At 69.0% G+C, this 23,734-nt stretch carries 18 protein-coding genes; 8 read left to right on the forward strand and 10 right to left on the reverse strand.

Annotated features, from left to right (window positions below; all coding sequences use genetic code 11):
* The first annotated feature begins 50 nt into the window (after positions 1 to 50).
* The 4 genes from ABGB08_RS38235 (at position 51) to ABGB08_RS38250 (ending at position 2,598) form a co-directional block, all read left to right on the forward strand.
* Positions 51 to 419, forward strand: a complete 369-nt coding sequence (locus ABGB08_RS38235; RefSeq protein ID WP_347600979.1) for a BlaI/MecI/CopY family transcriptional regulator — start codon at positions 51 to 53, stop codon at positions 417 to 419.
* Positions 416 to 1,366, forward strand: a complete 951-nt coding sequence (locus tag ABGB08_RS38240; protein ID WP_347600981.1) for a M56 family metallopeptidase — start codon at positions 416 to 418, stop codon at positions 1,364 to 1,366. The genes ABGB08_RS38235 and ABGB08_RS38240 overlap by 4 nt, the downstream gene beginning before the upstream one ends.
* 98 nt (positions 1,367 to 1,464) lie before the next feature.
* A complete protein-coding gene (locus tag ABGB08_RS38245; RefSeq protein ID WP_347600983.1) occupies positions 1,465 to 1,890 on the forward strand; it encodes a DUF6153 family protein in 426 nt (141 codons plus the stop codon).
* An 87-nt stretch (positions 1,891 to 1,977) separates the two neighbouring features.
* The gene (locus ABGB08_RS38250) at positions 1,978 to 2,598 is read left to right on the forward strand and encodes a DUF305 domain-containing protein (RefSeq protein ID WP_347600985.1); all 621 of its coding nucleotides are present in this window, start codon (positions 1,978 to 1,980) and stop codon (positions 2,596 to 2,598) included.
* Positions 2,599 to 2,647: 49 nt separating this feature from the next.
* Here ABGB08_RS38250 and ABGB08_RS38255 read toward each other — a convergent pair whose 3' ends face one another.
* Positions 2,648 to 5,110, reverse strand: a complete 2,463-nt coding sequence (locus ABGB08_RS38255; RefSeq protein WP_347600987.1) for a tetratricopeptide repeat protein — start codon at positions 5,108 to 5,110, stop codon at positions 2,648 to 2,650.
* Between ABGB08_RS38255 and ABGB08_RS38260 the strand changes: the two genes are divergently transcribed.
* Complete coding sequence (locus ABGB08_RS38260; protein ID WP_347600989.1) at positions 5,001 to 7,718, forward strand: toll/interleukin-1 receptor domain-containing protein; 2,718 nt, start codon at positions 5,001 to 5,003, stop codon at positions 7,716 to 7,718. The two genes, ABGB08_RS38255 and ABGB08_RS38260, sit on opposite strands and share 110 nt — an antisense overlap.
* Before the next feature lie 7 nt (positions 7,719 to 7,725).
* On the opposite strand, the gene ABGB08_RS38265 is transcribed toward ABGB08_RS38260, so the two are convergent.
* Both ABGB08_RS38265 and ABGB08_RS38270 read right to left on the reverse strand, forming a co-directional pair.
* Positions 7,726 to 11,544: a hypothetical protein gene (locus ABGB08_RS38265; protein WP_347601043.1), complete on the reverse strand. Its 3,819-nt coding sequence runs from the start codon at positions 11,542 to 11,544 to the stop codon at positions 7,726 to 7,728.
* Positions 11,545 to 11,677: 133 nt separating this feature from the next.
* The gene (locus ABGB08_RS38270) at positions 11,678 to 12,676 is read right to left on the reverse strand and encodes an ABC transporter permease (protein ID WP_347600991.1); all 999 of its coding nucleotides are present in this window, start codon (positions 12,674 to 12,676) and stop codon (positions 11,678 to 11,680) included.
* Positions 12,677 to 12,863: 187 nt separating this feature from the next.
* Here ABGB08_RS38270 and ABGB08_RS38275 point away from each other — a divergent pair, with 187 nt between their 5' ends.
* Entirely contained in the window at positions 12,864 to 12,986 is a 123-nt protein-coding gene (locus ABGB08_RS38275; RefSeq protein WP_347600993.1) for a hypothetical protein, read from the forward strand.
* An 82-nt stretch (positions 12,987 to 13,068) separates the two neighbouring features.
* The gene (locus ABGB08_RS38280; protein WP_347600995.1) at positions 13,069 to 13,206 is read left to right on the forward strand and encodes a hypothetical protein; all 138 of its coding nucleotides are present in this window, start codon (positions 13,069 to 13,071) and stop codon (positions 13,204 to 13,206) included.
* Positions 13,207 to 13,930: 724 nt separating this feature from the next.
* Here ABGB08_RS38280 and ABGB08_RS38285 read toward each other — a convergent pair.
* From ABGB08_RS38285 to ABGB08_RS38300, 4 genes are read right to left on the reverse strand one after another with little or no spacing between them, the layout of a single operon-like run.
* Positions 13,931 to 15,154, reverse strand: coding sequence for an OmpA family protein (locus tag ABGB08_RS38285; RefSeq protein ID WP_347600997.1), 1,224 nt, complete (start codon positions 15,152 to 15,154; stop codon positions 13,931 to 13,933).
* Between the two features lie 15 nt (positions 15,155 to 15,169).
* A complete protein-coding gene (locus ABGB08_RS38290; protein WP_347600999.1) occupies positions 15,170 to 16,021 on the reverse strand; it encodes a hypothetical protein in 852 nt (283 codons plus the stop codon).
* A 13-nt stretch (positions 16,022 to 16,034) separates the two neighbouring features.
* Positions 16,035 to 16,490, reverse strand: a complete 456-nt coding sequence (locus tag ABGB08_RS38295; protein WP_347601001.1) for a hypothetical protein — start codon at positions 16,488 to 16,490, stop codon at positions 16,035 to 16,037.
* On the reverse strand, positions 16,490 to 17,653 hold the full coding sequence (locus tag ABGB08_RS38300; RefSeq protein WP_347601003.1) for a hypothetical protein: 1,164 nt from the start codon (positions 17,651 to 17,653) through the stop codon (positions 16,490 to 16,492). Before ABGB08_RS38300 ends, ABGB08_RS38295 begins: the two co-directional genes overlap by 1 nt.
* A gap of 226 nt (positions 17,654 to 17,879) precedes the next feature.
* Here ABGB08_RS38300 and ABGB08_RS38305 point away from each other — a divergent pair, with 226 nt between their 5' ends.
* On the forward strand, positions 17,880 to 18,197 hold the full coding sequence (locus ABGB08_RS38305; RefSeq protein WP_347601005.1) for a hypothetical protein: 318 nt from the start codon (positions 17,880 to 17,882) through the stop codon (positions 18,195 to 18,197).
* Positions 18,198 to 18,512: 315 nt separating this feature from the next.
* Here ABGB08_RS38305 and ABGB08_RS38310 read toward each other — a convergent pair whose 3' ends face one another.
* The 3 genes from ABGB08_RS38310 to ABGB08_RS38320 form a co-directional block, all read right to left on the reverse strand.
* Positions 18,513 to 20,105, reverse strand: a complete 1,593-nt coding sequence (locus ABGB08_RS38310) for a serine/threonine-protein kinase (RefSeq protein WP_347601007.1) — start codon at positions 20,103 to 20,105, stop codon at positions 18,513 to 18,515.
* Positions 20,106 to 20,238: 133 nt separating this feature from the next.
* Positions 20,239 to 20,676 carry a hypothetical protein gene (locus ABGB08_RS38315; RefSeq protein ID WP_347601009.1) on the reverse strand — a complete coding sequence of 146 codons (438 nt, stop codon included), beginning with the start codon at positions 20,674 to 20,676 and terminating at the stop codon, positions 20,239 to 20,241.
* 62 nt (positions 20,677 to 20,738) lie between these two features.
* Complete coding sequence (locus ABGB08_RS38320; protein WP_347601011.1) at positions 20,739 to 23,513, reverse strand: BTAD domain-containing putative transcriptional regulator; 2,775 nt, start codon at positions 23,511 to 23,513, stop codon at positions 20,739 to 20,741.
* Positions 23,514 to 23,734 lie beyond the last annotated feature (221 nt).

Genomic DNA, 23,734 nt, shown 5'->3' on the forward strand with positions numbered 1-23,734 from the left:
TACGATGCGCGGTAGCATTCCGGGACCGGAGGCAGGGGGTGCGGCAGGCGATGCGTGGTCTGGGAGACCTGGAATCAGTGATCATGGACCGGCTGTGGGCCTCCCGCCGGCCGGCGTCGGTGCGGGCCGTGCTCGAAGAGCTGCGCAGGGAGCGGGAGATCGCCTACACCACCGTCATGACGGTGATGGACAACCTCCACACCAAGGGGCTGCTCCGTCGAAAGCCGGTCGGCCGGGCGTACGTCTATGAGCCGGTGGCCAGCAAGGAGGCCTACACCGCCCAGCTGATGCGCGAAGCCCTCGCCTCGGGTGGTAACCAGGCAGCCACGCTGGTCCACTTCCTGGAATGGCTCACCCCCGAGGAAGCGGCCGCTCTGGAGGCTGCCCTCCAGGTGTACCCGCCGCAGGGCCGCTCATGATCGTCCCCCTTGTTCTCGCCGGGTACGCCGCCGCAGCGGTGATCGTGTTGCCTCGCCTGCTGAGCTGGGGGGAATGGGCCGAACGCGCCCCCCGCCTGGCACTGGGGGTATGGCTGGCCTCCTGCGCGTCGGCGGTGGCTTCGGTGATACTGGCCGCGCTGGCGGCCGCGGTGCCACCTTCGGTGGTCGCCCACGGGCTGGCGGGTTTCTTTCAGGCCTGTGCCGCGATGTTCTCCCACGGCGCCGTCCCGGCATCCCCTGGATTGCTCGCCGCTCTGGCCGGTGCCGGACTGATCGCAGCCAGGTTGACGTACTGCACGGCGGCGGTGCTGGTCATGGCCGGGCGTGAACGACGTGAGCACAGCGACATGCTGAACCTCCTCGGCCGTCATGACGGCGAGTTGGACGCGGTCGTCCTCGACCACGAGGTGCCTGCCGCCTACTGCCTTCCCGGTCGGCAAGGACGCGCGGTCATCACGACCGGCGCGATCCAATCTCTGCCTCCCGAGCAGGTGGCCGCCGTTCTCGCTCATGAGCAGGCCCACCTGCGAGGCCGCCACCATCTGGTCATCGCGATCGTCGAGGCGCTGGTGCGGGCGTTTCCGCGGCTTCCCCTGTTCATTCGGGCCAGGAGCGAAGTGGTGCGCCTGGTCGAGTTGCTCGCCGATGACGTCGCGGCCCGCCGCCACGCTCGCATCCACATCGCGGGCGCGCTGGTACGGCTGGCCACCGGACGGGCACCGGCCTTCATGCTGGGCGCGGGCGGCGAGACGGCACTGACCCGAGTGCGCCGCATGCTCAATCCCGCCACCCCATTGGGCCGGCGCGAACGCCTGGCGGGCTTGGCGGCCATCGGCGCCCTGCTCCTGGGCCCGGCGATCGTGGCCGCCTTCCCCGGTGTGACGGCGTTGCTAGCCCATCACTGCCATCATCTGTCGATCTTCTAGTTCGCGGCACGCGCCGGGAATCGTCCGGTACTCTCAGGTGAAGCAACCTACTAAGTCAGATAGTAGGAGTTGGGCGTGGAGCGATCCTCAGGGGAGCGATGGACAGCAAGGCCGCTCGGCGTCTAGAAGCGTCGCGCTGGCTGCTGCTCCTCGCGCTGGTCCTGGGCGTCTTGGGGATGCACACGCTCGGGCACATCGACGCCGAGCATGCTCACGCGGAAGTACCCCCGGCATCCGAGCATGCCGTCAATCCTCACGGATCCCAGGAAGCCCCTGTCCTCATCGCCGGACCACCAGCGGATGACATTTCTGTGGCTGGCGGCCAGGTGCCGGGGCCGGATCCCACCTCGGTGTGCGTGGCCGTGCTGACCGTGCTCACGCTGCTGCTCGGCCTGTCGTCGACCTGGTCACGGCCGCCCACTGGGATCGCGGCGGCCAGCGGTACATCGGGTCCGTTGGCCGCCCGGCCACCGCCGGAGAGAACCGCTCTCCGCTTGGCACGTCTTTCGGTTCTGCGTATTTAGGCCGACTCGATGGCGGGCGCTTACAGGCGTCTGCCCGCACATGGCCGAAATAACAGGATTCACGAACCGGAAAGAGACCACATAGTCATGTTCATCAACCGTTCCGACCTGCGCGGTCTCGCGCTGTCCGCCACGGCGGGCGCCAGTGCCCTCGTCCTGCTCACCGCCTGCGGGGCTGATAAGGGATCGATGGCTGGACCCGGAGCGACCAGCGCTCCGCCGGCAACCGCGTCCCCCCAGTCCACGCTCACCGTCAACGACGCCGATGTGCGGTTCGCGCAGATGATGATCCCGCACCACGAGCAGGCGGTCGAAATGACCAAGCTCGCCGCGACCCAGGCCGCCGACCCGGAGGTCAAGGACCTAGCGGTGAAGATCGAAGCCGCGCAGGATCCGGAGATCAAGACCATGACCGGCTGGCTGTCGGCATGGGGCAAGCCCGCTGTCCCCGAAGGAGGGCACAGCGGACACAGCATGCCCGGGATGATGGCCGAGGAGGACATGGTCAAGCTTCAGACCGCCCGGGGCACGGAGTTCGACAAGCTGTTCGCCGAAATGATGATCGCCCATCACCAGGGCGCGATCCAGATGGCGGTCGAAGAACAGGGCTACGGCAAGAACCCGCGGGCGATCGAGCTCGCCAAGACGATTCAGACGAGCCAGCAGGCAGAGATCGACCAGATGGAGAAGCTGCTCCAGCGCCTCTGACGTCAGGACCGGCCGGATGCCGGGGAAGCGGTTCCTGGCATCCGGCACCTCAATTCGCGACCGGAATCTCGCGGCTGCCGGCGGAGAGGCGGCGGCGGATCTTCTCGGCCTCCGGGGCCTGGAGAGCCGCGTAGTGGCGCAGTGCCCGCTCCCAGTGGTGCGTCGCGGTGGCGCGATCCCCCTGATCCGCGGCGAGGTTGCCGAGTTGTCCGTGCGCGCGTGCCTCCTCGTACGAGCTACCGCAGGACTGGCTGTGCTCAAGACCTTGGAGGTGCCAATGCCGGGCATTCTTCAGGTCGCCCAGGCGGTGGTAGGTCTCGCCCAGGCAGTTCTCCGCCATGGCGGCGTCCAGATGAAGTCCGAGTTCGGTGAACACGCGCAGGGCCCGATGAAGATGCTCGATCGCCTCAGTGAAACGGGCCAGCTCCACCTCGACCAAGGCGATACTGCGCAGGGTGATCGCCACGTTCCGGAGCATGCCCATCCGTTCGTAGAAGGCCAGGGCGTTCTTGTTCTCCAGCAGCGCCGCGCCGTGGTCGCCGCGGTAATAGAGCACGGCGGCATGGTTGGCCAGCGCGTTGCTCTCCCCGAACTCGTCGCCGAGCTCGCGGAAGATCTCCAGCGCGCTCTGGTAGTGCTGTTCCGCGGCGTCGAATGAGCCCCGCTCCAGCAGGGCGAGACCCAGATTGTTGAGCGTGCTGGCCTCGGCGTGCCGGTTTCCCGAGTGCCGCGCCGCGGTGATCGCGAGGGTATGCGTCTGGATCCAGTCGTCCCACTGCTTGGTGAGGAAGAAATAGCCCCGCAGCAGGTACGCCATCTCCCAGCAGAAGGCGTCGAGGTTCAGCTCGACCGCCGCGCGGCAGAGCGCGACCAGGTTCGTCCGTTCAGTCTCGGCCCACGCCAGGGCCTGCTGGTAGCCGGCCAGGGCCGGGGTCGCCGGTGGCTTGTCGACGATGGCCGAGGGCGGCAGGTAGCGGTGGGGTGTGATGACCCGGTCAGCCTGGACCAAGGTGGCCAGGGAGAAGACGAGCAGCCGTTGGACCGCCGCCCGCTGTTCCTGCTCGGGGATCACCGATCGGGCGAGCCTGCGGGCATGGAGGCCGACGAGATCGTGGAAGTGGTAGCGGCCGGCCGAGTCCTCGATCACCAGGTTGGCCCGGAGCAGCCGGTCCAGGTCGCGTTGCGCCTCGGGCACGCTCAGGTCGGCGAGGGCCGCTACGGCGTACGCGTCCCAGTCCGCGGCAGGATGCAGGCCGAGCAGCGCGAAGACGCGCCGTGGCCGGGCGGGCAGGCCCTCATGGGAGACCGTGAAAGCGGACGTGACACTGCGCTCGCCGTCATCGAGTTCGTCGAGCCGGCTGTGCCGGTCGGCGACGCGAGCGCTCAGATCCGCCAGCTTCCGGGTGCTGCCACCGCGGCATCGAGCCGCGATGATGCGGACCGCGAGGGGCAGGCGCCCGCAGGCTTCGACGATCTTCCCGATCATCTCCTCCCGGTCCGGCGCGTCCTGACCGGCCACCGAACGGAACAGAGCCGTGGCCTCGGCCGTGGGGAGCGTGTCCAGGGTGAGATGGCACGCGTCGTCCAGCGAGGGGAGGCGGTCCCGGCTGGTGATCAGCACGCGGCAGTCCGGCGTGGCCGGCAGCAGGGGGCGTACCTGGTCCGCGCTCACGGCGTTGTCGAGCACGATGATCATATTTTTCCCGACGAGCCGATCGCGGTACAGCGCGGCGCGGTCGTCGACGTGATCGGGGATCTGCTCTCCGGGTACGCCCAAGCGGCGAAGCAGCCGGTCGAGCGCGTCCGCGGGGGCCACCGGAGGAAGCGTCGGGCTGTAGCCGTGCAGGTCGAGGAACAGGCATCCGTCGGGGAAGCTCCGCTCGATCCGATATGCCACACGAGTCACGAAAGCGGTCTTGCCGACGCCTGCCATACCGGACACAACCACTATGTTTGGGATAATCGGGGTATTCCGCTCATGGTGGAGGATCGAAATGACCCGCCGAAGCTCCTCGGCCCGTCCGGTGAAGTGGACGGAATCCGGAGGTAGCCCGGAGAAAGGCTTTGGATCTTTAGGATTCTCCTTGGCCGGTTGGAGATCGACGAGCGCGGCCAGCGCGCCGTCCGTGCCCAGCGCGTTGTCGCAGGCCCAGGCCAGCTTAAGATTGGCCGGCCTGGCGCCGGATTCAATCTTGCTCAGATATCCCTTGCTGTAGTGGATCAATTTCCCCAGTTCGGCCAGTGACAAGCCCGCGGCCTCCCGCACTCGCCGCAACTCATTACCGAATGCCGGATGACCTTCCATAGTGGGCCTTCCAACGCCACCGTACGGACCGAAAACCCAAATCCTCTTAAAATAGATTATGACCCCAAAAGGCAGTAAGCCGCCGTACGACGTCTTCATGTCTCTGGCCGGTTGTGATCGGGAGCCCGTGCGAAAGCTCTGCCGCGAGCTGGAAAAGGATCTCAGCGTCTTCATCGACGAAGACGGCTTGGGGTACTTCGCCGGCATCTCGGCCGGACTCGAGGAGGCGCTGCGTTCGTCCAAGACCCTGGTGGCGTACTACTCGGCGGCCTACGCGGTCAGACCCGCCTGCCAGTGGGAACTCACCTCGGCGTTCCTCGCGGGCCAACGGGAGGGAAACCCCGTCGGCCGGATCATCGTGATCAACCCCGAGGAGGAGACCGATCACATTCTGCCGGTGGAAGTCTCGGACGCGCGATTCGCGCTCGCGCCGACCACGGCGGAAGAAGTGCGCCGGCTCGCGGATCGGATCCGGTCCTGGGTCGCCGCGATCTCCGGGCACATCGGCGACGTCCCCTTCCACGACCGCCCGCGCTGGTACGGCAGGCCCCCCGGCCAGGCCGGCTTTCACGGCCGCTACCGGGAACAGTGGCTGCTGCACAGCGCGCTGCACGGCAGCGATCTCGCGATCACCGAGCCCACCTGCGGTCCGGTCGCGGCGGTGGCCGGAGCCGCGGGCATGGGGAAGACCTCGCTGGTCGCCGCGTACGCCTGGCAGTACGGCGCCGCCTTCCGGGGCGGTGTCTACTGGCTGCGCCTGACGGACGCCACCGAGCGGGACGTGCTCGCCAGATACGCCGTCGAGCTGCGGACGATCGCCGACATGCTGGGACTTGACTACACCGGAGCCGGTCAGAATCGGCTGCCGCACATCTTCGCCGAGTATCTCGCCGCCCAGCCAGAGCCGAGCCTGTGGGTGATCGACGACGTTCCGCCCGATCTGGATCCAGAGGTGGCCGACCAGCTGCTCATCCCCGCCGAGCAGCGCATCCGGACCGTGCTCATCTCGCGTAGCCTCGCCTACGGGCTGACCACGCGCGAGAATCCGTACGGGAGAGCTGTCACCAGCATCGAAGTCGGCCCGCTGACCTTGGCCGACGGGCGCCTGCTGCTGAGCGGCTACCGCCCCGCCACGGATTCCGGCGAGGTCGAGGCCCTGGACCGGATCGTGGGACGCCTGGGTGGCAACGCGTACGCCGCCGCGCTGGCCGGACTGGAGCTCCGCGATCGGCAAGGGCTGATTTCGTATCAGGACTACGCCGACCGGCTGATGACCGACCATACGGTGCCGGAGCCGGTGACAGCCATGTTCCATGACGCGGTGGTCGCCCTGGACGACACGCAGCGGCTCATCATCGAGGTCGCGCTGACGGTCGCGCCGGCCCCGCTGCCAGCCCGCTTGATCGACTTGGCGGCCCGTTCGCTGCGCCCCGATGCGACGGTGGACACCGCGCTGGAGGGTCTCCGGCAGCGCTTGCTCGCCACCCGCACGGGCTCCTCCTGGCAGATCCATCCGCTGGTGCTGGACGCGGCGCGGCGCTACCTCCAGCCGCTCCAGCCCCAAGCCGAGCTCGCGCCCGCGATGGCAGGCGCGCTGACCACGCTGGCGGCCAAGACCGATCGAAGCGAGTTGCTGCCGCACGCGGACGTCTTGGCCGGGCGCGCCGAACTACCCGCTGAACTGACGGAAGCTCTTCTGCTGCTGCTCGCCGACCACTACGAGTCGTGTGGGGAGGCGGTGTCCTCCGCGCGGTACCGCGACCGGCTGATCGAGGGCCGGCCGGATGATCCGGACCTGGTCCTGGCCGCGGCTCGCGCGCACTACGAGGCGGGCGCCTACGACACGGCGATCACCCGCGCCACGCGCGTGCGGAGCCGGCAGGCCCTGCTCATCCACGCCGCGTCCCTGGACGCCCTGGGCCGGTTCGCCGAGGCGGAGCCGTACTGGGCTGACCTGCTCAGCGCCCCGCCCGAGCTCGCGACCGGACTGGCCCATCTGCGCGGACTGCGGCTGCGCGGGCGGCTCCGCGACGCCGAACGCGAGGCCAGAAACCTGCTGGCCCGGCATTCGGTCGAGGCGGACGGGCTCCAGCAGGTGCGGCTGGAGCTGGCCCGGGTACGGCTGGCCCTCGGCGACTCGCCCGGCGCCCGCGCGCTGGCGGAGTCCGTGATCGGGCACTACCGGGACCTGGAGCTGCCGCACCACCTCCGGTGCTCGGAGGCCCAGGAGGTCCTGGCCGAGGCGCTGCTCACCCCGCACCTGACCGACCTGCGTCCCGATCACAGCGGCTGGGAACGCGCGGAGCGGTCGCTCCGCCGGCTCGGCGACGAGTACCGCCGTAGCCACGGCGAATATCACCTGGTGACCCTGGGCGCGGCCGTGGGCCTGGGCTACGCGCTGGTCTCGCGCGGCGAGCCGGAGCGGGGACGCGCCGAACTCACCCGCACGATCGCGTTGCTCCGGCGGCACGCGGGCGACCGGCATCCCCTGCTCCTGCGCGCCATATTTCTGCTGGGACAGACGTTCGAGCAGACCGGCGACTGGGAGTCAGCGCGCGGCCTTTTCGCCCAGGCGCTGGACGGACAGCTCGCCGTACTCGGTCCCGGGCATCCGCACACGGCCGAGACCCGCCAGGAGTACGGCGTGGCCCTCAAGCTGACGGGCGACACCCGAGCCGCGGCGAAGATGTTCGCCGCAAGCCGGCGGGCAGCGGCTGACGCGGTCGGCCGTTTCACTGACCTTTACATCCGGGCGGGCATCTCCACGGCTCTGGTCCGCTTACCCACCTGGATGTGGCGGAAGCTGGGCGAGTGAGCGACCGTCAGCCCCCCAGGCGGCACGGCGGGTTGTACGGCAGGCCGGGGGCGTCGGGGGACGACGGGTCCGATACGTAATCCTGCCATTCGCGCACGGTGATCGGATCACCGCTGATCGCGCAGACGTACGCGGCGACGGCGTCGAAATCGAGGTTGTACAACCGCACGGTGCCGTCCATCCCCGCAGCGGCCAGCACCCTGCCCTTCGGGGCGAAGGCCACGGAGAATACGGTGCCGCTAGGTCCGGACAGCACCGCGATCGTGCTCGGAGCCCCGCTAGCGGGCACCTGCCAAACTGGCACAGTTCCGTCGGAGGCGGCCCCGGCGAGCAGCCGATCCGGGCCGAACGCCACGGCCTGCACCTGCCCCTTCGGCCCGATGGAGAGGTCCTTGCCGAGCTGGCGCGGAGCGCTCGGATCCGTAACGTCCCACAGCCGCACCCAGTGGTTGAGCGGTGCCGCCAGCACCCGCCCGTCGTCGCTGAAGGCCACGTGGTTGAAGGTGTACTTGGAGTTGCTTGGCACGACGGCGATGGCTGCGGGTTTCGCGGGATCCCGCACATCCCACAGGAGAATGCTCTGGTGGGACGCCGCGGCCAGAGTACGGCCATCCGGGGTGAAAGCGAGGGATATCACCCCGCCCGGAGCCTCCAGCTTGCCGAGAAGCCGGATGTTCGCCGGATCACGGGTGTCCCACAGTTGCACGCCGCCGTCCCGGCTGCCCGCGGCCAGTACCGTGCCCTCCGGGTTGAACGCCACCGCGTCGATGACGCCGGTCAGATTGCTCGCCGGGACCATCGGATCGCCGGGGTGCTTCGCGTTCCACAACGCGACGGTCCCGTCCTTGCGGCCCGCCGCGAGCCACCCGGTCGAGCTGTAGGCGAGCGTCCCCACCAGATGCGGATCAGAGAGCTGGCCTTGCGCTGGAGGCCCTTGAGCCGGGCTGCCTGCAGTCGCGGGATCCCAGAGCCGGATCGGCTCTCCCGGTTTCGCCGTCCGCCACAGGCGCACTTTCGTGTCGCCGGACGCGGCCGCGAGTGATTCACCGCTGGGGTCGAAGGCCAGCGTGAAGATCGTGCTCGACCCGCTCAGCATCGGACCGGGCAGCGTCCAGAGCCGCACCGCGCCGTCCGCGCCGCCCGACGCCAGTTGGCCGTCCACCTCTTGCGCGACGGAGGTGACGACGTCGGGGTGGGGCAGTTCGGCGGTGATCTGCCGGGTCGCGAGGTCCCACATGTAGACGTGCGTGTCGGCGGATCCGGCGATCAGGCCGCGCCCGTCCGGGGTGAAGGACACGGAGTACACCCAGCTCGTCGGACCGGTCAACGGCTCGCCCATGGGCGCCGGCTTGGAGCCGGTGAGATCCCACAGCCAGACCTTGTCGTCCGTCCCTCCTACGGCGAGCATCCGCCCGTCCTTGCTGAACGCGACCGACCAGAGCGCCCTGCCCGGTCCGCCTAGGGCGGATCCGACCTGGTCGCCGGAGATATCCCAGCGCCAGACCAGCCCGTCTTCCCCGACCGCTGCGATCGTGTGGCCGTCCGGGCTGAACCTGACAGAGTTCAGCCCGTCGCGCGTCGCGTCCGCCGGTCGGCGTAGCCTCGTGGGCCGGTCGAGCCGATCCCGGTGCCAGAGCCGTACCTGGCCATCGGAGCCGGCTGCCGCGAGCAGGCGCCCGTCCTGGCCGAACGCGACCGAGTTGACCGCAAGCGGCGATCCGGTCTGAGCCGTCCCCGCGGCGACGGGATGCGCTGGATCCTGGAGGTCCCACAGCCGGACCACGCCGTCTCCGCTGCCGCTGGCCAAATAGCGCTTGGCGGGGTCGAAGGCGAGCGTGGTCACGTTGGGGGTGCCGTTGTCGATGGGCGTGCCGATCAGGACCGGACGCCCGGGTTGCGCCAGGTCCCACAGCCAGATCTTGCCGTCTTCCCCGCCGGCGGCGACGATGCCACGCCCGAGCGCGACCGCGTGGGTGAGCCCGCCAGGGCCCACCATCCGCGTCACCGCCGGGGCGGCGGACGCGTCCAGCACGCGAGACCTGGCGGCCTCGGTGTCGGCGATCTGCCGGGAGACGAGGCTGAACTGCGCCGCCAGCGCGGGATCCGTGCCGTACAGGGCCCCGGCGCGTGTCGCCATCAGCTGTGACTCCGCCAGCGCGCCCTTATGGCTGGCCTGCGCACCTTGCTTGATCGCCTCATTACGCTCGCGGAAGGCGACCCAGCCCGCGCTCGTGGCGACGATGGTGAGGGTGGTGAGCAGGCTCACCGCCGAGCGCAGAATGCGCCGCCGCGACCGCTCCTTACGGGAGCTCGCGCGCAGGAATTCCCGCTCCAGCGGGGTGAGCGCATGGCCGCGCGCCTCGGCCCACTCCACGGCGCCGCGCAGGACGACGCCCTGATAGAGCGCGTCTGACGCGTGCTCGTGCTGTGCCCATTTCTGCGTGGCCACGGTGAGGTCCTGGGCGATGATCAGGCCGATCCGGTCACTGTCGATCCACGCGCGCAGCCGCGGCCACTCCCTGATCAGCGCGTCGTGGCTGATCTGCATGCCCTTGTCGTCCCGCGTGACGAAACGCTGATCGACGAACTCCTCCAGCGCGTCATTGAGTTCGTCCGGGGTCACGCCCGGATAGCTGGGGATCTCGTTGAGCAGGAGCCTGCGCCGGACTACCGGGCCCTCGCTCGTGACGTGAATCATGCGGAGGAAAAGGTCCCGGATCACGGCCTGCTGGTCGGAGTTCAGCTGATCGTAGGCTTGGTCGGCCGCGTCCTTGACCGCGCCGGCGAGACCTCCGGCGGCGAGGTAATCGGTCACGGTCACCTCCCCTGGCGAGGGGTTGCGCTTCCAAGCCATGCGGAGCGCGTGCGACAGCAGCGGCAGCGTGCCGTCCTCGTGCCCTGCCTCGGTGTTGGTGGGATGCGCGAGTTCGTCGAGAAGCATGGTGATCAGTTCGGGCTGGATCCTGCGTCCCGCCTTCCGGGCGGGCTCCTCGATCGCCTCCCGGAGTTCGTCCCGGTTCATCGGCACCATGCCGAACAGCGGGCCGTTCAGCAGCGGCAGCATCGCGTCCGGCCAGAACAGGTGGGGCAGGAAGTCGGACCGCACCCCCAGCACGATCACGGCCCCGTCCTTGACCATGTCGCTCAGCCGGTTGATGAGGGTTGCCCGATTGGGGTCCGCGATTCCGGTGGCGTAGACGTCCTCGAACTGATCGATGATCAGCAGGAGGTTTTCGTACGGCTTGCCGCCCGCCGTACGGGGCAGCTCGGCCAGTTCCGCAACCAATCGCTCCCTCGGCGTGTGGGATGTCACGGTCCAGGCAGGCCCGAGCGCGGGAATCAGACCCGCGTGCAGCAGGGAGGATTTCCCCGACCCGGACGGCCCCACCACCGGAATCAGCCCGCCGCCCGCCGCCCGCAGTCCGGCGATTCGCGTGACCAGCTCCTGCGTGAGTCTCGCCCGGCCCATGAAAAGCTCGGCGTCCGCCGCGACGAAGCTCGTGAACCCGGGAAACGGGCAAGGCACCGGATTCCATCGAGAGGCGCGTTCCCGGGCGTTCTTCCATGCGGTCCGAAGCTCCGGATCGGTGACGTCGCAGGTGTCCAGGATCACGTCCAGTGCCTGGGATTTGGGGACGGATATCCCCTTGAACCAATTGTCGATCGCTGTTTTCGTCCGGCCGTGGATGGCGTCCCGCTTTATGAGCTCATCTGCGATCGCCCGCAGCGTCATGCCCTCCGGAAACAGCCGACGTAACGCGGCACCGAATTCCGGCCTGGTCTTGATCGTGTTCAGGGTGTCGAGATCAACCTCGTTCGCTCGCATGCGCACCCGCCCCGTCCTTCAGGACCCGCAATCAGCCCTGTCACGCCAGATCGCTTTCTGGCGTCATCTTGGTGCCCGGGGAGACCGTCCGGATGGTTGCCTTGTTGCCTATCTGGTGCGGAAACCAGGAAACTCATCGGTCCGGCGTGGTGAGGCGGTACCGCAGCAGCACTGTCGCGATCGCGAGGAAGGTCGCGGACATGACGCCCAACATGGCCAGGTCGAAAAGCCACTGGCCGGTGGTGTGCCGCCACAGCGCGTCGGGGGCGGCGCCGGGCCCGATTCCGCGCAGGTCGATTGAGGCGGCGGCCGCGGCCAAGCCCCAGCGAGCCGGGAGCAGCGCGGCGAACACGCTCGCCACCGGCTCATCCGAGAGGTTCTTCGTGACCCCGTTGAACACGATCTGCGCGATGGTCAGGAACGTGACCACATTGACGGCCTGCTTCAGCGTCTTCACCGCCGCGGAGATCAGCAGCCCGAGCGACATGGCGGTGATCGTCATCGCCCCGAGATCGCACCACAGCTCGACCGCGGGACTGAACGCCACGGAGTGCACCGGACCTGGCCGTATCCGGGTGAACCCCCACACGATCACCAGTGCCTGCGCCATGGCGATCACCGCGTAGACCAGCCACTTGGACAGCGTGACCGATGCGGTCCGCACGCCGGTCCGATGCTCGCGGCGGAGGATCGGAAACTCGGTGACCAGGTCGCTGTAGGTCAGCGCCTGTCCCGTCAGCATGCTGAACGTGACGAGCAGATTCAGCGACCCGGCGCTGGACGTCGCCCCCGCGCCCAGGCCCTTCGCGTCGCCCGCCAGCGCGGTGAGCACCGCGCCGCCGAACGGCACGGCCCACAGCCAGACGCGGCTCCATACGCTCCTGACCCAGTCGGAGATCGTCGGCGTCTCGCGGCTCTTGGTGGTGCCGCGGGCCGCCACGAGCGCGGCCTGCCTGGCGATCAGCACCGGCAGCTGATGGGCGAGCACCGCTGGCGCACCTCGCTTCCTGCGGACCAAGGCGGCGGCAGCGGAGCCCGCCCGGGCCTGCCGGGCCGCGTCCCGGACGGTGGCCGCCGAGCTCGCCGCGTACGCCTCCGCCTTGGGTCGCGGGTCGGCCCGGATGCCGTCCATGACGTCGGCATGATCGGCTCCGCCCAGCGCGGGGCACAACCCGTCCGGGGGCCCGGAATAGACGGGGCGTCCGAAGCTGCCGGCAGACCTCGGCGATGCGCGCGTCTCGGCCCGCGCGTCCGGCGGCGCGGAGCCGGTAGGCGTAGCGCAGCAGGCTGCGGGTGCTCAACGTCGTGTGCAGGTCGTCATGCTGCGGCACGAAGCCGAGCTGCTCGCGGATTTGGCCGCTGTGCTTACGAAGATCCAGGCCCCGGAAGTAGACCTCCCCTGCGGCGATGGGCAGTTCGCCCAGCAGGGCCCAGAACAGTGAAGTCTTCCCGGCTCCCGACGGCCCCACGATCGCCAGCAGGTCCCCGGCGTGCTGAACGAACGACATTTTCGTCAGCCGGGGCTTGTCCTTGAACTTGGCGTCCACCTCGGACACGATCAGGTCGCAGCGGCGCGCGGTCAGCGTGACCTCGCCGTCGCGCGCGGGCACCGCGCCCAGCGGGATCTCCCGCAAGGCGTCCCCGCCGTCCAGCAGCCAGTAGCGGAACGCGCCCACGTCGAAGTGCCCGCCCGGCCGCAAAACCGCGTTTCGGGCAATCCGCCCATCGATGTAAGGCCCGTGACCATATCCGAAGCCACGCACGCGTACCCCATCCGCCGCGCGCTCCAGACGGAAGTGACGGGGCGCGAGACCGGGAGTGGGGAGGACCTCGTCGGCGGGGGGAGCTGCGGACCCGAACACGGTCACCGGCCGGAGAGAGATCACGCGCCCGCGTAGCGTGACCTTTCCCGATCCAGGTCCGGTCGGGCCCGCAGCTGTGCGGGACGGATCGTCATAGGGGGCGAGCGGGAGCGGAAACGCCCAGCTAGGCCGGTCCAGCCGGTCCTTCGTCATCGCGTCGTTGACCCACACACCGTGCCGGTGCCAGCGCACCAGCGAACGGCGGTAGGCGGCGATGCGCATGCTCGTGTGTTCGTAGATCCGCAAGGCCCTGATCCGGGCGGCGCTGAGGCCTCGGTTCTCACGCCGACCGCCGTCGACCTCCTGGTCATCCCACTCCGCCAGCAGGTGGAGGTGCTCGTGGTGGAGCGCGTCCTGCGCGCGATGGACCAGCATGTCCATGTGCCCGGTGCTGACCGGGCGCGGGGGAGCGCCCTGCGGAGGCCGGGCGGGAATGCCCGCCCGGCCATCCCGCCACCCCTGATACCAGTCAGACATCCGGGCGAACGGCCCATAGCCGATCGTCGGCAGCCGGCGCGGGATCATCAGGGCTCGCAGACCAGTTCGGCGATGACCTTGCGGTTCTGCTCGGCCGCCGCGGACAGCATCTCGCCGTTGGGCCCGTGGTCCTGCTTGAAGCCGGGGAAGTGGGTGCCCACACCCGTGGAGGAGATCCTCTCCCTGGGTACGCCCATGTCGTTGACGAGGGCGTTCTCCACCGCTTTCGCACGATCATTTGAGAGCTGGATCCGGCCGGCCTCGGTACCGAAGTTGGCCGATGTTCCAGTGAGGCGAAGATGTTGCCGAGGGTCGCTGAGAAGAGCCGCGGCCAGCTCTTTCAAGGTGGCCCTGGCACCCCTCGGATTCCGGAACACATCCTGGTTCGGCAGGAAGCCGACATTGTTGTTGTCCGCCAGATCGACCGTGGAACACGGGGGCGGTTGGGTCGGCGGAGGCGGCGGAGGCGGTGGATTGACCACGCTGACCGATGGGACTCCGGTCCGCGCGTCCCGCGTGGTGGGCTGGGAATCGACGTCTACGCAAGCGCCCCCCGCTTTCGCGATCCCCCGCCAGAGGGCCACGATGTTGGCTCGGTACGCCTCGAGTCTGGCTTGCGGGAGGGCAGTGTCGCCCAAGCCGGAGAACAGCACCTGGCGCCCTTTGGCATCGGGCAACAATTTGATCTGCTTGACGTAGTCCACCAGATCAGCCGGCTCTACGGCCAGCATGCCGTCCCCCTGGAAGTTGAGCGGCTCCACGGTCTGCACGCCTGAATCGACCACGATGACCGTGCCCTTCTCGGGCACCGCACGCACACCCAGCCGGAACGCCAATAAGACGTTGGCCTCGGGCTGCTCCGCGCCCACCGGCAGCCAAGGGGAAGGGGGCGTGCCACGCAGCACCGAGCGGATTTCCCCGAGGAAACGGTTCAACTCGTCCCTGCGGCTCTCGTCATTTTGTGCGGTGTGTTTGAGCTGTTTCTGGAAGACGATCCTCGGGCTTCCATCGATCCGTACGATCGTGACGAGCTGACCGTTGTCCGCGGCAGCGGAGACGAGTTCTTGGGCTTTCCCGGGTAGCTGCGGTTCGGGGCTGTTGGCCCGAGCTCCGATGACGAGGGCGACCGGCGCGTTGTGGTTGTAGGCGCACTGATAGCCGTCGACCTCCGGGTTGGGGGAGGCCACACTTTCCGTGCAACCGGTGGCCACGATCGATACGGCGGCCACTGCCAGCAGCACTGTGACCTTGCGCGGATGAGGCGTTTTCATTTCCCTTTTCCCTTGTCACGGGCCGGTGGGGGGACGGTTCTGGAACAGCGATCCGGTGACCACCGGATCTTGCGCGCGGATCGCCACGAGCAGCTTGGCCAGCTCTTTGAGTTGCCGTCCGTACGCGCGGCGCGACTCAAGGGCCTGCTCGTAGATCGCCAGGCTGGCCGCCTGTTGCGTGCCGATGGCCAGCATCTGCTCATTGGCCAGCGCGAGGCTGGCCGCTGAACTCGCGGCCTCCCGCGTACGCTTGCGCCGGGCCCGCAGCGTCTCGCGCGCGTCCGCGCGTAGAGGATTGTGGGTCAGGTAGGCGCCGATGATCGCGACGACTCCGGTGACCAGGTAGAGCGCCAAGAAGAACACGGCGCTCGCGAAAGCGGTGTCGTGATCTGAGTCGGTCGTCAGCGTGGTGTCCAGCAACAGGGGGGAGCTCCCGGCCGTCTGCGGCACCCAGAGCCGCACGAGGAACGCGGTCAGGCCAAGCCCCGCCCAGGCCATCAGGCAGAAGTACGCGGCCATCCGCCGGGCTATCGGGTTCCTCGCCTTGACCTCGCGGAACAGCACCCCGGACATGTGGGTGACGAACAGCGCCATCGCGATGAACCCGGTGACGAGGATGCCCGCCTGCCAGTTCGTCAGCTCCGGCTGGGCGCGCTCCACGACAGGAAGGAACTGCCCGAGATCGGCCAGCGCGGCGAGGAAGAGGGCGATCAAGTAGCGGAGAGTCGCCTTTGAGTGGCCGGCGAGCAAGGCGGGATCCTCGTAGCCCGTGCCCCGCCGGGACGGGCGTTCGGGAAATTGCGGTCTGCTGGGGATCATTCCCCGCTCCGGCTCGCCTGGGTTCGGCGGGAGGCGATGCTCTGTCATTCTCGATCTCCTTTCAGCGATCTGAAGCGCCGTCGCCGAGCAGGCGGCGCACGACGATTTCGGCTGCCTGGTTTATCTGCTGAAGATTCCGCACGTTGTCTTCGTGAATTGCGCTCCACCACGCGAGATCGGCCACCGCGGCACCTGCTTTGCCGAACGCCGCGGATTGTCCGAGATAGAGCTGGTAACTGACCTGGAGCTCGGTGATCAGCTGGTCGGTCAGCGCGTCGATGAAGGTGTCGAAGATCGGACCGGTGCCCTCGTCCACCCCTTCCGGGGCCAAACTCTCGATCAGTTTCGCGAGGTACGTGTGCAGGCTGGCCGCATCGATGGGGGGAGCCTGGAACAGCGGCATTTCCGGCGGGCCGGCACCGCGCTTGGACCGGCGGCCCCAGCTGAACCAGCCAGGCTTGTTCCGCCAGGAAGCCGCACGCCAACGCGGCTTTGCCTGGCTCAGTGAGACTTCCATCAAATCACCCTCTTTTCGACCGCTCGCTGCGGTTCCAGCACCCAGCTGGGCACTTCGGGCTGTGGGGGACGGTAGTAATTCAGCGCGGCGCCGTACGGGTGAGACCTGGTCAGATAGAGCCAGTAGACGTTCTCTCGCGTTCGCGCATGCGCGTAAATACGGAGGACGCGCAGCTGATATGCCTCCTGGCAGATTCTGATCTTCTCCGCCAGCCGCCGAATTCTGCCGCGCGATTTATTCAGACTCCGGCGCACCTCGTGGAAAGGCCCCTGAGCTTTCTTCAGTTCATTCGCAAGCTCTCGCTGCCGGCGCCGGACGATGAGTTCATCGGGCAGCCCGTCCTCGCCGATTCGGCGCGGGGGAAACACACCCAGCGCGATGTCGTCATTCAGGCTCTCGATCCGCTTCCTGATGAAGTTGAGCTGAGACTCGAGGAAGGCCTCTTTCGCCACGGCCTCTTCGATTTCCCCCTGGATTTCGGCGAGATCTTCCCGGAGCTTGTCGCAATGAATCTGGCAGGCGATCCACTCGCTGGCGGCCTGCTCGTCAGCACGGGAACGCAGATAGCAGACCCAGAATGTGCGCAGCTCGAAATCTCCGGCAGACCCGCAGCCGAAGCCATTCACAGCGGTGGGGGCCTCATCCACGATGATGTGCAGGTCAGCCGGACCTTCGATTCTGGTAATCGAAGCCGTGCCTTCAGGCTCGGCGTCATCCCGGGCATCGCTTTGCGGCTCGGCGTCATCCTGAGCACTGCTTTCAGGCTGGGTGTCATCCCGAGCGCCGCTTTCAGGCTCGGCGTCCCGGGCACCCTCACCATCGAGATCCGTGGCTTCGTGGACCACGTCATGAGGTTGCGCAGGGTCCGTGTCGTCAGGTCTCGCGCTGCCGGTGTCCTCACGCGGCCCCGCCTGGCCGTCCGCGCTCAGGCCCGTGCCGAGTTGCTGCCTGCCGTAGGGCGGATCAACTTCGGCCGTTTCCTGAGCGCCGAGCTCGACACCGGGAGCGAACCGCACGGTCGACCCAACGTGCATATGCCGCAGATCGGGCACCATCGGGGATTCGAGCTCTCCGTCCCGGCGTCCGTTGAGCATGTCGAGCAATCGCGCCATGGGACTGTAGAACACAGGCCGCTTGTGCTTGCGCAGGTAGGGATGCGTCACAGGTCCACTCCCCAGGTGAGGTCACGTCAGCCCCGCCAGGCCGCTCCGCGGAAATCACTTCCGCGGACGGTCCGGCGTCGTACTTGAGCCCCACCTTGAGAGGGCCGTGAGCTGGGGGTCTAGGCCCACCGGGTAGTTAAGGACAGAACAGGACAAGCTCAGGACAAGACCGGACACGGACAGCGGCGTCGTGTCGTTGTCCGTGGCCAGGCAAAGTGTTCAGGCAGTGAAGATCAACGATCTCCGCGAATGCGGCACCGATACGATCGAGCACACCGAAGATCAAAAATGCCGCAGGAACCTGATTCGGCCTGGCGAAGTCGATCACGAGGCGAAGAAACTGCAGCTCACAGTATGTGAACTGGGGCTTCCGCCAACCGTGCGGGAGCCGTACCCAATCATGGAATTGTCGGTGGGGGACCGCCTGATGTGGATGGCCACCATGCCGTGCAGGACTTGCTTCCCTTTACGGGCGTGCCGCAGGATCTCGCCTGCCGAGATCCCAGGGTCAGCGACGCTGTTATCGCCGTGGTCCGGCCGCTGAGGACCTTCGCCGACTTGGCAGGGCCAGACCGGATTTCGAGCCTGACCACGTCTCCGGCCCTGCCGCCGGTCAGTGTCGCGCGGATGCTTCCTCCGCACTTCTGCAGTCGAATGGTCCGGGTGCCCACCGCTTTCTTCTGCCCCCGCGCGACCAGCGTCCATGAGCAGGCCGTTCGGGCCTCCGCGGCCGGGACGACGACGAGCCAGGCACCGCCGACGAGGAGCGCGGAGGCGATCGTGATCAGTTTCATGACGCTCCCTTCCTGCCGCCGACAGTAGGCCCGCGATTGGTGCCGGTCGAGGCCCAGAATCGCGTTCACCCGGGGCTGACGGTCACGTTGCGCACCTTGACCTCGGCTAGCCAGGAGCGGAGCACGAACGAGCTGTCCAGGCAGTCGGCCAGCAGCGGAGGGTCGCCGGTGACCGGATACCAGGCGGTCTGAAGCACGCCGTAGTCCAGCTGGTAGGCCACCCTGTCCTGGTCGAACATGATCCGCCAGTGGTGGGTGCCCTGGTCCAGGCCCTGGGGTGGATCGGCGGGTTGGGGGCCGGGATGGGCGTTCGCGGCTGGCAGGCGTACCACCTTGATGTGGTTCTCCTGAGCTTCTTCCCCTTGGTAGAAGGCGTACTGGAGGGACAGGCCCCGCGGCTGGCTGCCGTCGAAGCGGGAGCATACGCCGATGCCGTACCCCCAGCCCATGCCCAGGAAGGGTTCCTCGGTCGGGCCCTTCACCTGGACGTCCAGATCGACCTGGAGGCGGCACCAGGCGGGCAGCCGCCCGTGGACGCCGGTCCAGGTGTAACCACCCGGGGACGCGACCGTCCAGCTGCCCTCCGTGGCGGCCACCTGGCCCTTCCTCGTGGTGTCGAAGTCCGTCAGCGAGAGCGGCAGGGCCCGGGTCTCGCCGGGGTCGGCGCAGCCGGGCGCGCCCAGGGGCACCACTCCGGTGAGGACGTTCAGCGGCAGCAGCAGACCGGTCACCGCCAGTCCCACCGCGACCAGCCGCACCAGCCGCTTGGCCAGGCGGCCACCCGCCGGCGGGCGGCCGGAAGGCCCGGGCGGCAGGTGCGGGTCCGGTACGGTCCACCCGCTGTCCACGGGGATCAGCACGTCACCCGGCGCACCGGTGAGCGCCGCGTACAGTTCGCGTGGAGTCGGGCGGCGTTCCGGGGCCTTGGTCAGCGCCCACGCGATCACGTCGCGCAGGCGCCCGTCGACGCCCTCCAGGTCGGGCTCCTCGTACGCCACCCGGAAGGTGACGGCGGGCGAGTTGCCCTCCCCGAAGGGACAGCGGCCGGTCGCCGCGAACGCGGTGACCGCCCCCCACGAGAAGACGTCGGCGGCGAAGGTCACCTGGTGGTCCAGCGCCTGTTCCGGCGACATGTAGCCGGGGGTGCCGACGAGGGTGGTCGTGAGCGTGAGCGAATCCGCCATCTGGGCGATGCCGAAGTCGATGACCTTCGGCCCGTCGGGGCCGAGCAGCACGTTTCCCGGCTTCAGATCGCGGTGCACGACGCCCGCGGCGTGGATCGCCTCCAGCGCGAGCAGCGTCCGGGTGGCGAGGTCGAGGAGATCGGGCTCGGTGAGCGGGCCGTACCGGGCCACCCGCTCGGCTAGATCCTGCCCGTCCACGAACTCGGTGACGAGGTAGGCGCGGTCCCCCTCAGTCCCCGAGTCCAGGATGGGCACGGTGCAGAACCGCGCGGATTCGGCCACCCGCCGAAGGATCCTCACCTCACGCTGGAATCTGCGCCGATACCTGGGATCGCGGGCCCACTCGCCATGGATCACCTTCACCGCGACCCGGGTGCCGGACTCCGCCTCGGCGAGGTAGACGACCCCCATCCCGCCCTGTCCCAACCGCCGCACGATCCGGTAACCCCCGATTCGGTACGGCAGGTCGGGCACGGTCGGTTCCAACCCTCGGTGTCGGCGCCCAGACGCAACAGGTCGCGTCCATGTCGACACCAGGATCTCCCATCCATCCGTTAATCGGGAAATGGTGATGGCGTGGCCTTTCGCCACGCCATCACCTCGAACTTCAGTTCTTGCAGTACCTTGCGCTGCCCGAGGGCCACCATCCGACGATCACGGCTGGCGCCGCCTTCTGGAAGCGGATCTTCAGACACCGGTTGGTTCGGGCTGCGGTTTTCACCGTCTTCTGCACGGACCTGGCCACGACGACGAGCCCGAAGCAGGCCGCCTTCGCCTTCCAGTCGGACAGCTTGTTGCACTCTCCGAGGCTCGACCGGCCGATGGACGGCAGCTTCGCGAGCTTGCGGGTGAGGCTGCGGCTGAAATAGAGGTTGCACGTCGCGTTGTACCAGTGGCCGCAGTCGAGCCCGAAGGACGTGAGGCCCCTCGTGGCCGCCCCGGTGGTCGTGGTCGTCCCGGTGGCGGCCTGCGCGCCGGCCGCGGCCCCGATCATGAGGCCGACGGTCAGGGTGATGGTCGCGAGCAGCTGGAGGATGCGTTTCATCGCTCTGCCCTTCCTCTGCGCGGGCGGTTCCCGCGTCCTGGACAGCGTGCGATCAGGGGGGTTCAGGATCGTTTCAGTCTGCGTGAAGTCTCGGCGAGGCCGTAAGAGTCGCCGAGTTCGCTGAACATCGAGTAGGCCAGGTCCAGTTCGTCCGCTCGGCCGGTGATGTCGCCGATCGTGGTGAGCGCCCACGCGTGCCCGTAGCGATCTCCCAGGGCGCGCAGGCGTCGGGCAGCCTCGCCCGCGTGCTCCCCGGCCTCGGGATCACCCTGGGCCGCCAGGACCATGGCGATGCTGAGTAGCGCGTTCGCGGTCAATCTCGGGTCACGCAGGCGGCGTTCCGCCAGGTCCCGCTCCTCCTCCGCATGCTGGCGCGCCGCGCTCACCTCTCCCCGCGCCAGCCGTACGGAGACCAGGCCATGCAGGCAGGCGGCCTGGCCGTAGCGGTCGCCGAGGTCGCGGGCCGAACGCAGCGCGCTGAGGAGGCAGGCGAGCGCGGTTTCCTGGTCCCCGGCCCGGTGCCGGACGACGCCGAGCGCACGCACGCAGGCGGCCTCGCCGCGCCGGTCGCCGCAATCGCGGAACTCGGCCCGTCCCTGGGCGAGCGAGCGCTCCGCCTGCTCGAGCCGGGACTGGTCCAGCCGGGCCACACCGAGCCGGAACAGGACCCGGGCGCGCTCCATGGCATCGCCGTACCGGATCAGTTGCCCGAGGCTCGACTGGTAGGTCTCGATCGCGCCCGCGAGGTCGCGCTCGGCCCGCTGCTGGTCGCCGAGATCGCGCAGGACCAGCGCCGCACCGAGCGGGTCCCCGTCGGCACGTGCGGCGGCGAGCGCGTGCCGGTTGACGGTCCGCCATTCGTCCTGCTGGTGGCGTACCTCCAGGAAAGGCGTCAGGGCGTGCGCGAGCCGCCACGCGTGTCCGGGCAGGCCGTGCAGGTCGGCCACCAACGCGGTCAGGAAGCCGAGTTCGGCGTCCAGCCACTCGATCGAGTCACGGATCTCGGTCGTGCCCATGCTGACCGCCTCCGGAACAGGGCTCGCGCCGAACCCCTCCGAGGTCAGCGGGAGGACGGCCGCCCGCACCCGGGCCAGCGCCACCCGCGCGAGGCGGGACAGGGCCGGCGCGGCGCCGGAGGGCGGGAGCCGTTCGCGGGCCATCAGCTGGGTGAGCTCGTGCATGCGGAACCGGTCCTGGCCCGCGTCGTCGCAGGCCAGCCGCTGTAGCAGGCCGCAATCGGCGATCACTTCGAGGGCGGCGGGACCATCGGCGAGGGGTTCCGCGATCCAGGCCGCGAAGCTCGGGGCGGTGATCGCGGTCAGCCGCGCGAGCAGCGCCTGCGGCCGGGGGTCGAGGCCCTCGTAGGCCAGGCTGAGCAGCGGCCGGACCCCGGTGTCGCCCGCGCGGAACTCGTCCAGGCGGGCGGCCTCGTCCCGCAGCCGCCGGGCGAGCCCGCGGGCAGAACGGTCCCGGCTGGCCGCGAGCCGCGCCGCCGCCGCGCGGACCGCGATGGGCAGCCCGGCGCAGGCGTCGAGCACGCTCGCGGTGGCCTCGCCGTCGGCGTCGGCCCGCGCCCGCCCGGCCATCCGCTCCAGCAGCTCGCGGGACTCGGCCGCCGTGAAGACGTCCACCTCGAACGGCTCGGTTCCGGCCAGCCCGGCCAGCGCCGAGCGGCTCGTGATGATCGCCAGTGAGCCCGGGCCGGTCGGCATCAGCGGGCGCACCTGCTCCTCGTCGGTCGCGTTGTCGAGCAGGACGAGGAGTCTGCGATCCGCGGTGAGCGTCCGGTAGACCGCGGTCCGCTCCTCCATGGTCGCGGGGATCGAACCGCCTGGGTAGCCGAACGCGCGCAGGAACCGGGCGAGCGTCCCGGCCGCGTCCGGCTGCCTGCGCAGATCCGCGAACAGCTGGCCCCCGGGAAACCGTGCCCGATGCCGCCAAGCCGTGTGTACGGCGAGCGTGGACTTGCCCACTCCCGCGTGGCCGTACAGGACGATGGGGTGCGGCCCGTGCGCGGGGCTGCGGGCGATCGCGGCCGACAAGCCGCTGAGAAGCTCGCGCCGGCCGACGAAGGAGCGGTCGTCAGGGGGAAGCTCCGCGGGGGTACGGACCTCCTCCGCGTCCAGGGCCGGGTCCTCGCGGAGCATGCGTTCGTGCACTCGGCGCAGTTCGGCGGACGGCTCGGCGCCGAGTTCCTCGGCCAGGACCTGGCGCACCCGGTGGTAGTGGGAGAGCGCCTCGCCGAGGTTGCCGGAGCGGTACAGGGCGACCATCAGGAGCAGGTGGACGTGCTCCCGCAGCGGGTACCTGCGGGCCAGATTTCTGAGCGGGACGACGCACTCGCGGTGGTGACCGAGCCCGATCCGGACGTCGCAGAGCTCCTCTTCCACGGCCGCGCGCTGTTCCTCCAGCGCGGCGGCCTCCATCCGCCGCAGGTGATCGGAGTCCACGTCGGCCAGCGCCGGACCGCGCCACAGCTCCAGCGCCTGCTCCAGGGTGCGGATGCGGGTGACCGGGTCCTCGTCCCGGCGGTCGGCCAGGTCGCGGAACCGCCACACGTCGACCCGGTCCGGCTCGACCCGCAGCCGGTATCCGGCCGGGACGGTCTCGATCAGATCCCTTGGCAGGATCTTCCGCAGGTCGCTGACGTAGACCTTGATCACGCCGGTGGTGATCTCGCGGTCACCCGTCAGCGCCTCCTGCAACAGCTCGAGGGAGACGGGGCGTCCCCCTTCAAGGGCGAGTACGGCGAGGACCGCGCGATGGCGCGGTACCCGGATCGGGATGATCCGATCGCCGTCCACGACCTCGAGCGGGCCGAGGAGGTTGAAATCCATGATGTCCACATTTGACAACGCTTCGCCCACCTTGCAAGCCCAACGCAGGACCCGCCACCCCGGTTTCACGCAAGAAGGCATGGCGACTCCCGGTCGCCATGCCTTCTCCTCGGTCGCTTCGTCAGGCGCCGTTCCAGTCGCCGATGAGGACGACCGCGCCGGGAACGGTCTCGAGTGAGGTGCCCCACGCGTAGTCGGAGGCGCCGTCGTCATGCGTGTTG

The sequence above is a fragment of the Acrocarpospora sp. B8E8 genome (assembly GCF_039871605.1).
Classification (GTDB): domain Bacteria; phylum Actinomycetota; class Actinomycetes; order Streptosporangiales; family Streptosporangiaceae; genus Acrocarpospora; species Acrocarpospora macrocephala.